Here is a 12,934-nt window from a genome sequence, read left to right as displayed (position 1 = left end):
TGGACGAGGAAGAAAAACCGGTTCAATAAAAGAGGACTGGCTTGGCATGGTGGTCGTCTATCGCCGGCCACAAACGCTGCAACCGACTTTTGCAGTCGATTGAAGGTAACACCAGGGCTTCTCATCCCACACAGCCGCCGGTCTGATTTGCCCGGGTCCTCGTCAAACCCCCTGCACAAACGCCAGCGTATATCCGTTGCCATCCACCAACCCGAACTCATGGGAGCCATACGCCATGCGTTGCAATGGCCACGCGATGGGCGTCTTGTCCTTGATCTGCCGATAGAGCGCTTCGACATCGGGAAGCGAGAAATACAGGGTGCCGCTGAATCCCGGCGCCTGCTGCCACAGGTCGAGCGTGGTGAAGATCAGCCGGCCGCCGTGTTTCTCGACCGTGAGCGTGCCTTCGGCGGAGTCGGTGACGGTGAAGCCCAGCACAGACCCGTAAAAGTCGCGGGTCGCGGCGAGATCGGTGGTGTGCAACAAGGCGGAAAGAGGCATGGCGATGTTCTGCGCGATGGGGGGCCACACGATTCTTTCACGGATCGCCCGGCCGTGGTTTTATCTTTCAGGCTCTTCGAGGGGCCGGACCACGCGCGCGGGGTTGCCCGCCACCAGGGTGTTCGGCGGCACGTCCCGGGTGACGACGGACCCCGCCGCCACGACCGAATTCTCGCCGACGGTCACGCCGCCGATGACGGTGGCGCCAGCGGCGATCCAGACGTTTCTTTCGATCGCGATGGGCCTGGCGGTGACGAAATCGCGCCGTTGCGATGGCGCGAGCGGGTGGCCGGAGGTGATGAGGTTCACGTTTGGCCCGATCATCACATCGTCGGCGATGGACAGGCCGCCCAGGTCGTAAAAGGTGCAGTTCTGGTTGATGAAGACATTGCGTCCGAGCCGGATGTCGGGGCCGCCGGTGGTGTAGAACGGCGGGATCAGCAGGACGCTGTCATCGACGGGCTGGCCGATCAATTCGCTGAACAGGGCGCGGACGGCATCGGCGTCGTTGAAGGTCAGGCGGTTCAACTCGGCGGTAAGCGCCATGGCCCGCTTGACGTTCGCGATCATGGCGGCGGATGCGGGTGTGCGCCGGGGGATCACCAAGGTGCGATCGTCATTGTCCATGGTCATTGTCATGAGGCCGTTGCGTTATGAGGCCGCTGCGTCATGAGGCTCAATCCTCCAGGAATCCCAGGGTCCTGAGTTCGGCGATCGCGCCCAGCTCCTCGTCGCGCCGCTTCTTCGGCGCGCCCAGCGATGCGGTCAGCAGCATGGCCGGCTTGTCGGATTCGTCGAAGCCGCGCAGCACGCTGTCGGCGACGGGAAAGGCCTTGGCGAAGCCCGCGTCCAGCGCCGGTTGACCACGATAGCGGCCGCGCTTGTCCAGGATCACCTGGGTCCGCGGATCGCGCCTGATCAGGTGCAGCGGCACGCCTTCGCAACGCAGTCCCAGCAGCTTGGCTTCGCTGATGTCCAGCGCCCAATCGGTCTCGGCATAGAACGCGGCGCGGGCGGTCTCGAATTGCTGCAGCCGGTCCGCATCCGTGCAGAACGCTTCGGGCGTCAGGTTGAGATTGAGCTTGCCGATCTTGCCTTTGAGCGTGACGCGGCGAAAGAACGAGGCCCACACCAGCAGGATGGGGTTGGTGGACAGGTCTTCGACCACCACGTCCTCGAACACGCACGGCTTGATCTCTGAATTCGTCACGCGGCATTGGGACAGCCGCAGGTGCTGTACGCGCGACATGCGCTGCGGAGACTTGACCATCGACAGGCCGCAGTTGTCGAAGGCGCAGTCGTGCAGATGCAGGTCGTGGAAATGCGCGTTGCCCTTGTCCAGGGCCATCCGGAATTCCTGGCCTTCGATTTTCTGCATGGGTGCGCGTCAGTTGCGGTTGGCGGTGGCCAGGCGCAAGGCCAGGGCCAGGAACACCGAGCCCAGGACGTACTGCGGCCAGCGCGACACGCGCTGCCGTCCGGCCCAGCGCCGGCTGAGCTGATGCGCGGCCAGGATGACGGCGCCGTTGATGAAGAGGCCGATGACGTTGAGGATGGTGGCCAGCACCAGGATCTGCAGGGCCACCGAGCCGTCCTGCGGCCGCACGAACTGCGGGAACAGCGCCAGCACGAACAGCGCCATCTTGGGGTTGAGCAGGTTGGTCAGCAGGCCTTGCATGAAGACCTCGCGCACCGGCGAGCGGGCCCTGCCGGCGTCGGGCACGCTCTGCGCGGGCTTGCTGCGGAAGGTGCGCACGGCCAGGTACAGCAGGTAGAGCGCGCCGGCGAAGCGCACCGCGTCGTAGGCCATGGGCACCGCCACGAACAGCTGCGACAGGCCGAAGGCGGCCAGCAGCGCGTGGCAGTAGGTGCCGGCCTGGATGCCCGCCAGCGAGGCGAAGCCGGCGCCCTTGCCCTGGGCGGCGCTGCGCGAGGCGATCAGCAGCATGTCGGGGCCGGGCGTCATGGCCAGGGCGACGCAGGCGCCGCCGAAGAGGACAAGGGTGGCGGGGTCAAGCATGGAAGGTCCTTCGAGAATGGCGGGCCGGCGCGGCGTCGATTACTGGGCCGCCGGGGGCAGGCTGCAACCGGCGTAGAACGTCTGGCAGCTGCCGCCGGCGTCTTTGCCGCAGGTCTCCAGCGCGCGCATGCGGGCCAGTTCTTCGCTGGCGGCGAGGGCGGAGTTGATCATGACGCCGCTGCCCTTGGGCGACGGGCCATAGGCCACCGCCACGCACTGGTCGTGATAGGTGGTGTTGATGGCGCAGCGGGCGCCGCCCTTGGTGGCGCATTGGGCCAGCGCGTCTTTCTCTGCCTTGGCTTTGCTGGTCCGGTCGGCCGAAATGCCGATCGAGCCCGAGGGGGCGTCATACGCCACGGCGCCCCAGCGCTGGGCGTTGCCCGACGCGGGGGTGGACGCGGCGCCCGCGGCGGGCGCAATCTCCACGGGGATCGGCACGCATTGCTGGCCGGGCGTGCCGACGCTGGGCGCGTAGCCGTCCGGGCAGCCTTGTTCGGCTTGCGCCGCGCCGGCGGCCGAGAAGTTCAGGGCGATGACAAAGGAGGCAATGATCAGGGTACGCATGGGTCAACTCATTCGTTCGATAGACCGCCCAGCAGGGACAGGGCGGCGTCCAGCGACAGCACGGTCGTGCGGGACTCGAAAGCGGTCGCGAACAGGTGGTCGTGCACGACGGGATCGGGGTCGTAGCAACAGTCCTTGACGGTCAGGAGACGGTAGTCGGCGTCGCTGGCGTGGGCGATGGACGACAGCATGACGCCGGTGGAGGCGACGCCCACCATGATCAGGGTGTCGATGCCCTGGGCGGACAGGCGCGGTTGCAGGTCGGTGCCGAAGAACACGCTGGCGCGGTGGGCCAGGATGAGGGGCTCGTCGTCGCGCCGGCCGAGTTCGGGCGAGACGCGGTCATGCACGAAGCGGCCCAGCTGCCGGATGCCCTGCCCGTTCTTGTTGAGCGGGCTGACTTCCGGGTAGCCGGGACTGAAATGGATCTTGGCGAAGTAGACGCTCACACCGGCCTGGCGCGCGGCATCGCACAGTTGCCGCGCGTCGGCCAGCAGCCGGGGGGCGACCGACGGGAACAGGTCCATGATGTCGGTCTGGTAGTGCATGACCAACAGCGCGGTGCGCGCGGGGATGATGGCCGGGGGCTGGGAGGTCATGGTCCGTTCCGTGAAGACGTGCGTCATGACCTGTCAGTGTAGCGGCAGTCGCGGGGCCGCGGCGCGGGCCATGCCGGCCAGCGCCGCCCCGCGGGGTGGCTTACTTCTCGGCGTACTTTTTGCTGGCGGCGTCGTAGACGTAGCTGACGGCGTCGGCCGCGCCCAGCTGGCGGGTCTTGCCCGGGCCGGAGATTTCGCTGCCGCTGGGGGTGACGGTGATCCTGGGCATGTCGCCGCCGTTCTGCGCGGTGAAGGTCAGCTTGCCGGTCTTGGACACGCACGGCATGACGTCGCCGTCGGCGCAGGCGGCGCTGTTGTCGTCGCCGGTGATGAGGCTGCCGACGTAGGTCCAGACGTTGTCCTTGAGTTCGTCGCGCGGGCCGATGTTGAAGACGAACAGCGCGTAGCCTTCGAAGCTGGTGCCGTTGTCGAAGCCCTGCGTGGGCACGGCCAGCACCAGCTTGCCAGCCGGGGTGCGGTATTCGAGCGGCTTGCGGCGGGTGTCGATGGCCTCGGGCCGTTCGTAGGCGCCGAACATGCCGATGGTGTGCTCCATGCCGCGGAACTTCCAGGGGCGTTCGGCGCTGGAGCCGGTCAGGGTGAAGGTGGACTCGGCCAGGTTGACCTGGGTCTCCGGGCCGACTTCGTCTTCGCCGGGCTTGCCGTATTTCTCGCGGGTGTCCCAGGCGAAGCCGGTGAAGTACTGCGTGCCGCCCAGCTCGAAGGCATGGCCGAACCAGTAGGTGGCGACGCTGCCGTTGGCCACTTCGTAGGAATCGGCGCCCTTGCCGTCGATTTGATAGATGTAATAGAGCACGGTGGCCGCGTCGGGCGGCGTCACGGCGGCGGCGGCGCCCTGGACCGCATCCAGGCGCGGCGCGGTGGCGGCGGGCTCGGCGGCGATGGCGGCCGGGCCGGCGAGCGCGCCCAGCGTGGCGAGGCACAGGCTGGCCAGCGTGGCGCGCAGCAGCGGACGACGGGAGGACGGGCGGACGTTCAGACGCGTTTTCATATCGGACTTTTTCTCATCGGTCTTCGGTAGGCGCACCGTGGCGCATGATGCGGCGCCATCTTAGTGGGCGGCCGGGGTTGGCGTCGGACAGCAGTTTGCCAATTGTGTCCGACTGCAAGGCGAGCGGGGACGCGTCGCTGTCCTAGAATGGCGCTTTCGTCTCCGACACCCACCCCATGCCGGCAGAGCGCGACCGCCGGGAAAGGATGCGCCGATGGACTTCAAGCCGCTGCCCGCGGACCACGACGCCTTGCAGCGTTCGCTGGCCGACACCGACCTGCCTCGCGCCGTCATCGATCGCCTGCTGGCGCAAGCGCGCCCCGCGCTGCTGCTGGCAACCACCGCCGGCGACGAGGACGCCATCCCGTTGGGCGCCAGCAAGATCGGCGGGCGCCCCGACCTGCCGCCGGGCATGGCCTGGCCGACGCGGCCCGCCTATCCGGACGCGGGCGCGCGCGCCGCGGGGCATCGCCAGGAGGCCGACCGCCTGCTGGCGGATTCCAAAAAAAAGGGCTCGTGGATGACCCCGGCGCAAGGCGTGCGTTTTGCCGCCGATGCCCGCGCCCGGGCAGATGCGGTGGAGACGACGTTTCCGCTGACATTCCTGGGGCAGTTCGATCTGGCCACGCTGTCGCGGCAGGCGGGATTCGATGCCGCCTTGCCGAGCGAGGGTCGCCTGCTGGTGTTCTACGATTTCCTGGAGCAGGCCGAGAGCTTCACGCCGGCGGCTTCGGTGGGCTGGCGCGTGCTGTGGGACAGCACGCCCGCCGCGATGCTGACGCGGGCACCGGCGCCAGCGCAGCTTGTCGCGCTGTCGGATGAGGAATGGACCTGCGTGTTCCCCGGCGCGCCGGTGGCGGCGCGCACCGTGTTGACGCCGATCGGCGTGGACGACGCGGGCTGGGACGCGTTCAAGCTCGACGACGACGATCTCTACGACGGCTACCAGGATTGGCGCTCGCAGTTCGGCACGCCGGACATGGACGGCCGCGACAACCATCAGCTTGGCGGCCATCCGCAGTCCTTGCAGAACGGCATGCAGGCCACTTGCCAGCTGGTGTCGCACGGCCTGGACTGCGGCGGCAGCGAGGTCTGGCGCAGCGAGGCCGCGCAGGCCCTGCTGCCAGGGGCGCGCGACTGGCGGCTGGTGTTGCAGATCGGCGCGGATCCGCGTGCCGGCATTCCGCAGCCGGGCGCCTACTACGTGCTGATGCGCGAGCAGGACATCGCGGCGCGCCGCTTCGATCTGGCGCGCGTCACGTATCAATGCGATTAGCGTGACGTCGTCGCGAGACCCGGGCGGGCGCGAACCGCCGGACCTCGCTCCTCAAGTTGGCGGATCGCGATCCGCCAACGCCGCCGCCTGCTCGCGCAGCACGAACTTCTGGATCTTGCCGGTCGAGGTCTTGGGCAAGGCGCCGAACACCACGGTGCGCGGCGTCTTGAAGCGCGCCAGGTGTTCGCGGCAATAGGCGATCAGCTCGTCCGCGCTGCGCGATGCGCCCTCTTTCAACGTGACGAAGGCGCAGGGCGTTTCGCCCCACACCGCATCGGGGCGCGCCACCACGGCGGCTTCCAGCACGTCGGGGTGGCGGTACAGCACGCTTTCGATCTCGACGGTCGAGATGTTCTCGCCGCCGGAGATGATGATGTCCTTGGCGCGGTCCTTGATCTCGATGTAGCCGTCCGGGTGCACCACGGCCAGGTCGCCGGAGTGGAACCAGCCGCCGGCGAAGGCCTCGGCGGTCGCGTCGGGGTTGCGCAGATAGCCTTTCATGAGGGTATTGCCGCGCAGCATGATCTCGCCCAGCGTGACGCCGTCGGCCGGCACCGGCCGCATGGTGGCGTCCATCACCTGCACGGCTTCGACGTTGAGCTTGCGCACGCCGATGCGGGCCTTGAGCGCGGCGCGCTCGGCCAGCGGCAGGTCGTCCCATTCCTCATGCCAGGCGCAGCTGATCGACGGGCCGTAGGTCTCGGTCAGGCCGTACAGGTGCGTGACGCCTATGCCCAGCTGCTCCATGGCTTCGATGATGGCGGCGGGCGGCGCGGCGCCGCCGGTCATGGCCTGCACGCGGTGCGTGGCGCGATGGCGCACGTCGGCGGGGGCGTTGACCAGCATGTTCAGCACCACGGGGGCGGCGCAGAAGAAGCCGACCTGGTGGCGGCGGATGGCCTCGAAGATGGCGGCCGGTTCCACGCGCCGCAGGCAGACGCTGGTGCCGGCCAGCGCCGCCAGGGTCCACGGGAAGCACCAGCCGTTGCAGTGGAACATGGGCAGCGTCCACAGGTAGACGGCGTGCGGCGGCATGCCGCAGGCCAGCACGTTGCCGGTGGCGTTGAGGTAGGCGCCGCGGTGGTGATAGAGCACGCCCTTGGGGTTGCCGGTGGTGCCGGAGGTGTAGTTCAGGCACAGGTTGTCCCATTCGTCCGGCGGCCCTTCCCAGGGGGCGTCGGCCGGTTGGGCGGCGAGCCAGGCTTCGTATTCCGCGTCGCCCAGGTCGCCGTGGGGGCCGGCGTATTCGCTGTCTTCGATGCGCACGGTGCGCGGCGGCGCGCGCAGGTGGCCGAGCACTTCGCGCACCAGGGCGGCGTATTCGCTGTCGTACAGCAGCACGGTGGCGCCGCCGTGTTCCAGGATGAACGCCAGCGTGCGCGCGTCCAGGCGGGTGTTGAGCGCGTTCAGCACCGCGCCGGCCATCGGCACGCCGAAGTGCGCTTCGTACAGGGCCGGCGTGTTGGGCGCCAGCACCGCCACCACGTCGCCACGACGCACGCCCCAGGCGGCGAGCGCCGCGGCCATGCGGCGGCAGCGTTCGTCGGTGACGCGCCAGCTCTGGCTGCGGTCGCCGTGCAGCAGCGCGGCGCGTTCCGGGTAGACGGCGGCGGCCCATTGCAGGAAGCCAAGCGGCGTCAGCGGCTGGTGGTTGGCGGCGTTGCGCGGCAGCGCGTCGGCGGACGGTGGGGTCATGATGCGCTCCTAGTGGCCGGCGGGGGCCAGGCGTGCGGATTCGCGTTGCGCGGCCTGCCAGCCGAGCGCGGCCAGCGGTTCGACGCGCGCGCCCATCTCCAGCGCGTCCGTGGCGGCGGCGTTGCCGGCGCGGGCGCGGGCATACACGCCCTGCAGGATGGCGGCGATGCGAAAGAAGCTGTAGGCCAGGTAGAAGTCCCAGTTGGCCGGCGGCGCGATGCCGCGCGCCTCGCAATAAGCCCGCACGAACGCGGCTTCGTCGGGTATGCCCAGCGCCGCCAGGTCCAGGCCGGCGATGCCGCGCCACAGGGCCGGCGGGATGCGCCAGCACATGCAGTGATAGGCCAGGTCCGCCAGCGGATGGCCCAGCGTGGACAGTTCCCAGTCCAGCAGCGCGATGGCGCGCGGCGCGTCGGGCGCGAACACCAGGTTGTCGATGCGGTAGTCGCCGTGCACCAGGCGGGTCTGGTCGTCCTGCGGCAGGTGCTGCGGCAGCCAGTCGATCAGCGCGTCCATGGCGCCCAGGGACGTGGTCTCGGTATCGCGGTACTGGCGGGTCCAGCGCGCCACCTGGCGCGCGAAGTAGTCGCCGGCCTTGCCGTAGTCCGCCAGGCCGACGGCGGCCGGTTCCACGGCGTGCAGCGCGGCCAGCACGCGGCCGGTCTCGGCGTAGAGCGCAGCGCGTTCGACGGGCGCCAGTCCCGGCAGCGCCGGGTCCATGAAGACGCGGCCGCGGGCGTAGCTCATCAGGTAGAACGGCGTGCCGACGATGGAAGGGTCGGCGCAATAGTGCAGCATCGCCGGCACGGGCACGGCGGTGCCGGCCAGCGCGGCCATGACGCGGTATTCGCGGTCGATGGCGTGGGCCGAGGGCAGCAGCGCGCCGGGCGGCTGCTTGCGCAGCACGCGCGCGCCGCTGGCGTCTTCCAGCAGGTAGGTCGGATTGGACTGGCCGCCCGTCAAGGCCCGCGCGCGCAGGCCGTCGGCGTTGCCCAGGCCCTGGGCCGACAGGTAGGCGGCCAGGGCGGGCAGCCAGTCGGGGGCGGCGTTGGTGGCCGGATCGGGCGCGCTCATACCAGCGCCTTGCGCGGCGCGTCCGCGGCGTCCCACTGCCAGAACGCGTCGCCCTGGTCCATCAGGTAGCGCGCCAGCACCATCTTGTGGACTTCGGAGGCGCCGTCCACCAGCCGCGCCTGGCGCGCGTAGCGGTAGATCCATTCCAGCGGCGTGTCCTTGGAATAGCCGCGCGCGCCGTTCAGTTGCAGGGCGGTGTCGACCACCTTGTGCAGGGTTTCCGACACGACGATCTTGGCCATGGAGATCTCCTTGCGCGCGAAGTCGCCCTGGTCCAGCCGCGCGGCGGCGCGCATGGTCAGCAGGCGGCCGATCTCGATCTGCATGGCGGCGTCGCCCAGCAGCCATTGCACGCCTTCGCGGTCGGCCAGCTTCTGGCCGAAGCTGCTGCGTTCGCCGACGTAGTCCACCGCCACCGCCATGGCGCGCCGCGCCAGGCCAAGCCAGCGCATGCAGTGCGTCAGGCGCGCCGGGCCGAGGCGGATCTGCGTCAGCTTGAGGCCGTCGCCCACTTCCATCAGGCGGTTCTCGTCGGGGATTTCGAGACCGTCGAATTCCAGCTCGCAATGGCCGCCGTGTTCTTCCGGGCCCATGATGGGGATGCGGCGCACGATGCGCCAGCCGGGCTGGTCGGCGTCGAACAGGAAGGCCGACAGGCCCTTGCGGGCGTCGTCCGAGGTGCGCGCGATCAGAATGAAATGCTGTGCCGCGCCAGCGCCGGTGATGAACCACTTGCGGCCGTGGATCAGCCATTTGTCGCCCTGGCGCGTGGCGGTGGTGCGCATCATCGACGGGTCCGAGCCGCTGCCGGGGTTGGGTTCGGTCATCACGAAGGACGAGCGCACCTTGCCGTCGATGATGGGCTGCAGCCAGCGGTCCTGCTGGTCGGGCCGCGCCACCTGCGCCAGCACGCGCATGTTGCCGTCGTCGGGCGCGGCGGCGTTGAAGGCGGCCGGGCCGAAGATGGAGCGGTTCATTTCTTCGTAGCAGGCGGCCAGGCCCACCATCGGCAGGCCCTGGCCGCCGCGCTGGCGCGGCATCTGCAGCGCCCACAGGCTGGCCTCGCGGGCCTTGGCGCGGACGCGGTCCAGCAGGGCTTCGTCGATGTTCTCGTGGTCGTCGTAGTTGGCGCGGTCGGCTTCCAGCGGAATCAGCTCGCGGTCGACGAAGGCGCGCACGCGCTGGCGATAGTCTTCCAGTTCAGGGGGCAGCGAAAAATCCATGGCGGGGTCTCCGGATGGGGATGCGGGTTCAGAGCGAGCTGGCCAGGTGGCCGCCGTCGACGTCGATGACCGCGCCCGTCATGTAGGCGGAGGCATCGGAGGCCAGCAGCAGCAAGGGGCCGTCCAGGTCCTGCGGACGGCCCAGGCGGCGCTGCGGGATGCGCTTGACCAGGGCCTCGCCGGCGGGCGTGGCGAAGAAATCGCGGTTCAGGTCGGTGCCGATGTAGCCGGGCGCCAGCGCGTTTACGCGGATGCCGTGGCGCGCCCATTCCAGCGCCAGGGCGCGGGTCAGGTGCAGCAGGCCGGCCTTGGCGGCGGTGTAGGCGGCGACGTGCGAGGCCACGCGCTGGCCCAGGATCGAGGCGATGTTGACGATGGCGCCGGGACGGCCGTGGCCGTGGAAGTGGCGCGCGGCGCACTGCGCCACCCGCCACGCGCCGTTCAGGTTGACGTCGATCAGGCCGGTCCACTCGTCCTCGCTGATCTCCAGCGCGGGGCGCGTCATGGCGATGCCGGCGTTGTTGATGACGATGTCGATCGGGCCGAGCGCCTGTTCCGCCTGCGCGAACGCCGCCTGCACGCTGTCGGGTTGGGTGACGTCCATGGCCGCGACGCAGGCCTGGCCGCCATGGCCGCGGATCTCCTGCGCCAGCGCGTCGCCCAGTTCGGTCCGGCGGCCGCACAAGGCCACGCGCGCGCCGGCTTCGGCCAGCCGCAGCGCGAAGTGGCGGCCCAGTCCGCTGTAGGCGCCGGTGACCAGCGCGGTCTTGGATTTCAGGTCTTCAAACATCGGTGCGTCTCCTTTGTTTGTCTGCCGGCGGCATTACGCCGCCTCACGGGTCGCGGCCTGGCTGGCGGGATGAAGTTCCACCAGCGCGTCCACCGCCACCGCGCCCTGCCCCACGGCGCCGACCATCACCGGGTTGATGTCGACCGACGCCAGGCGCGGACCGGCCGCCAATGCGTAATCGCCCAGCGCCACGGCCTGCCGCGCCAGCGCCTCGACATCGGCCGGCGGATCGCCGCGCACGCCTTGCAGCAGCGTGCCGATGCGCAGGCCGCGCAGCTTTTCGATCACCTGCGCGGCGTCGAACGGCGGCATCAGCACCGCCACGTCGCGCAGCGCTTCCACGTATTTGCCGCCGCTGCCGATCATGACGACCGGCCCCAGCACTGGATCGACGCGCGCGCCCAACGCGCATTCGTGCAGGCCGCGCTGCATCCGCGCCACCAGCCAGGCGCCATCCCGCACGTTCAGCTTACCCAAGGTTTGGGTCTGCTGGGCAAACGCCGCGCGCAGCGCGGCCTCGTCGTTCAGTCCCAGCGCCACCAGCCCGTGCTCGGACTTGTGCGGCAGCTGTGCCGAGCAGGCTTTCAACGCCACCGGCGCGCCGATACGGCGCCACGCGGCGACGGCCTCGTCGGCCGTGCGGCAGACGGCGTGCTCGATCACCGCCAGCCCGTTGTCGGCCAGCAGCGCAAGGCTGGCCGCCTCGGACAGGAAGCCGCCGGCCGCGTCGGGCGCCGGATCGGCCGCCACTGCGTCTTGCGGCGCCGGGATCACGCCGTCGCGCTCGCGCAAGCGGCGCAGACGGAACAGCGCCGACAGCGCATCCATCGCCTGGATTTCGTCCGCATAGACCGGCAGGCCGCGCGCGCGGAATGCGCTGGCCACGTTGTCCTGCCACGCCACCACCACGACCGGCTTGGAAGCGGCCTGTGCGAAGCCGGCGGCATCCGCCGCGAACGAGGCCACGTCGTAGCCGCGCCCCGCCACCGGAATGTCCAGCAGGAACATGTCGGCCGCCGGGTCGGTGCCGATCACGGGCAGCACCTGGCCGAACAGGCCGTTGTTCGACAGCAGCGCGGCGGTGATGTCCACCGGGTTCACGGTGGTGGCATAGCCGGGCAGGCGCTCGGCCAGCGCCTGCTGGGTGGCATCGGCCAGCGGCGCGATCTCCAGGCCGCGCTCGGCGGCCGCGTCCGAGGCCAGCACGCAGCTGGCGCCGGAGTTGCTGACCACCACCACGCGCGGGCCTTGCGGCAAGGGGCTGCGCAGGGCCAGTTCGGCGTAGCGCACCAGTTCCTGCGGATCGCGCGCGCGCAGGATGCCGTGGTGTTCAAAAAACGCATCGACCGCACGGTCCTCGTTGGCCAGCGCGCCGGTATGCGAGGCCGCGGCGCGCGCGCCGGCCTCGGAGCGGCCCGACTTGACCACGATCAGCGGCACGCCGCGCGCCCGCGCCAGCGCCGCCGCCTCGGCCAGGGGGCCGGCCTCGCGCAGCGATTCCAGGTATAGCAGCACGCAGCCGACTTCCGGATCGCGCAGCGTCGCGCAGGCCAGTTCGGCGACCGACACATCGGCCTCGTTGCCGGTGGCATGCACGTGACGCACGCCGATGCCGCGCTGGCGCAGCAGGCCGTAGACCATGGCGCACATGCCGCCGCTCTGGCTGATGACCGCCACCGGCCCGTCGCCCGGCTCCACCTCCAGGAACATGGTGGAGAAGCTGGCGATGGCGCCGTTGCCGAAGTTGGCCAGGCCTTGCGAGTTGGGGCCGACGATGCGCATGCCGGCGGCGCGGGCGCGCGCCGTCATCGCATCCTGCAGGGCTCGGCCGGCTTCGCCGGTTTCCGAGAAGCCGGCCGAGATGACGATGGCCGCCGCCACGCCCAGCGCCGCGCAGTCATCCACGGCCCGCACCGCCTGCTCGCCCGCCACCGCCACGATCGCCAGGTCCGGCGCCGCGGGCAGCGCGGCCAGGCTGGGCCAGGCGCGTTCGCCCTGGACCTCGGCGCGTTGCGGGTTGATCGGGTACAGCGCGCCCGCATAGCCGTGGCGCCGCATGTAGTGGATGGGCCGGCCGCCGATCTTGTCCGGATTGTCGGAAGCGCCGACGATCGCGATCGAGGCCGGATCGAGCAGGCGCGCGAGGCTGGCGTCGCCGGTGGGTACAGAAGCCATGAAAC

General features: G+C 70.0%; 13 protein-coding genes. 1 reads left to right on the top strand and 12 read right to left on the bottom strand.

All coding sequences use genetic code 11. The features are described 5' to 3' along the window. Positions 1-162: 162 nt before the first annotated feature. From AOZ53_RS22360 to AOZ53_RS22330, 7 genes are all read right to left on the bottom strand, one after another. A complete protein-coding gene (locus tag AOZ53_RS22360; protein WP_054489435.1) occupies positions 163-501 on the bottom strand; it encodes a VOC family protein in 339 nt (112 codons plus the stop codon). A gap of 60 nt (positions 502-561) precedes the next feature. Further along, complete coding sequence (locus AOZ53_RS22355; RefSeq protein WP_054489401.1) at positions 562-1,128, bottom strand: sugar O-acetyltransferase; 567 nt, start codon at positions 1,126-1,128, stop codon at positions 562-564. Positions 1,129-1,177: 49 nt separating this feature from the next. Continuing rightward, complete coding sequence (locus AOZ53_RS22350) at positions 1,178-1,879, bottom strand: hypothetical protein (RefSeq protein ID WP_054489399.1); 702 nt, start codon at positions 1,877-1,879, stop codon at positions 1,178-1,180. Between the two features lie 9 nt (positions 1,880-1,888). Beyond that, complete coding sequence (locus AOZ53_RS22345) at positions 1,889-2,521, bottom strand: LysE family translocator (RefSeq protein ID WP_054489397.1); 633 nt, start codon at positions 2,519-2,521, stop codon at positions 1,889-1,891. 39 nt (positions 2,522-2,560) lie between these two features. Then, a complete protein-coding gene (locus AOZ53_RS22340; protein ID WP_054489394.1) occupies positions 2,561-3,085 on the bottom strand; it encodes a DUF4189 domain-containing protein in 525 nt (174 codons plus the stop codon). A gap of 8 nt (positions 3,086-3,093) precedes the next feature. Continuing rightward, the gene (locus tag AOZ53_RS22335) at positions 3,094-3,684 is read right to left on the bottom strand and encodes a cysteine hydrolase family protein (protein WP_054489433.1); all 591 of its coding nucleotides are present in this window, start codon (positions 3,682-3,684) and stop codon (positions 3,094-3,096) included. Positions 3,685-3,784: 100 nt separating this feature from the next. Beyond that, positions 3,785-4,696, bottom strand: coding sequence for a hypothetical protein (locus AOZ53_RS22330; protein WP_054433892.1), 912 nt, complete (start codon positions 4,694-4,696; stop codon positions 3,785-3,787). A gap of 214 nt (positions 4,697-4,910) precedes the next feature. On the opposite strand from AOZ53_RS22330, the gene AOZ53_RS22325 reads away from it, so the two are divergent. Beyond that, entirely contained in the window at positions 4,911-5,972 is a 1,062-nt protein-coding gene (locus tag AOZ53_RS22325; RefSeq protein ID WP_054433895.1) for a YwqG family protein, read from the top strand. A gap of 51 nt (positions 5,973-6,023) precedes the next feature. On the opposite strand, the gene AOZ53_RS22320 is transcribed toward AOZ53_RS22325, so the two are convergent. Genes AOZ53_RS22320 through AOZ53_RS22300 form a run of 5 tightly spaced genes read right to left on the bottom strand, consistent with a single transcriptional unit; the run spans position 6,024 to position 12,929 of the window. Continuing rightward, positions 6,024-7,667: an acyl-CoA synthetase gene (locus AOZ53_RS22320; protein WP_054489392.1), complete on the bottom strand. Its 1,644-nt coding sequence runs from the start codon at positions 7,665-7,667 to the stop codon at positions 6,024-6,026. 9 nt (positions 7,668-7,676) lie between these two features. Next, on the bottom strand, positions 7,677-8,741 hold the full coding sequence (locus AOZ53_RS22315) for a phosphotransferase family protein (protein WP_054489391.1): 1,065 nt from the start codon (positions 8,739-8,741) through the stop codon (positions 7,677-7,679). Continuing rightward, positions 8,738-9,964: an acyl-CoA dehydrogenase family protein gene (locus AOZ53_RS22310; protein WP_054489387.1), complete on the bottom strand. Its 1,227-nt coding sequence runs from the start codon at positions 9,962-9,964 to the stop codon at positions 8,738-8,740. The genes AOZ53_RS22315 and AOZ53_RS22310 overlap by 4 nt, the downstream gene beginning before the upstream one ends. A gap of 28 nt (positions 9,965-9,992) precedes the next feature. Further along, complete coding sequence (locus AOZ53_RS22305) at positions 9,993-10,754, bottom strand: SDR family NAD(P)-dependent oxidoreductase (protein WP_054475334.1); 762 nt, start codon at positions 10,752-10,754, stop codon at positions 9,993-9,995. 33 nt (positions 10,755-10,787) lie between these two features. Continuing rightward, entirely contained in the window at positions 10,788-12,929 is a 2,142-nt protein-coding gene (locus AOZ53_RS22300) for an acetate--CoA ligase family protein (RefSeq protein ID WP_054489385.1), read from the bottom strand. Positions 12,930-12,934: the final 5 nt, after the last annotated feature.

The sequence above is a fragment of the Achromobacter sp. 2789STDY5608621 genome (assembly GCF_001299375.1).
Classification (GTDB): Bacteria; Pseudomonadota; Gammaproteobacteria; order Burkholderiales; family Burkholderiaceae_B; genus Achromobacter; species Achromobacter insuavis.
This window is presented reverse-complemented; position numbering and strand designations above follow the sequence as displayed.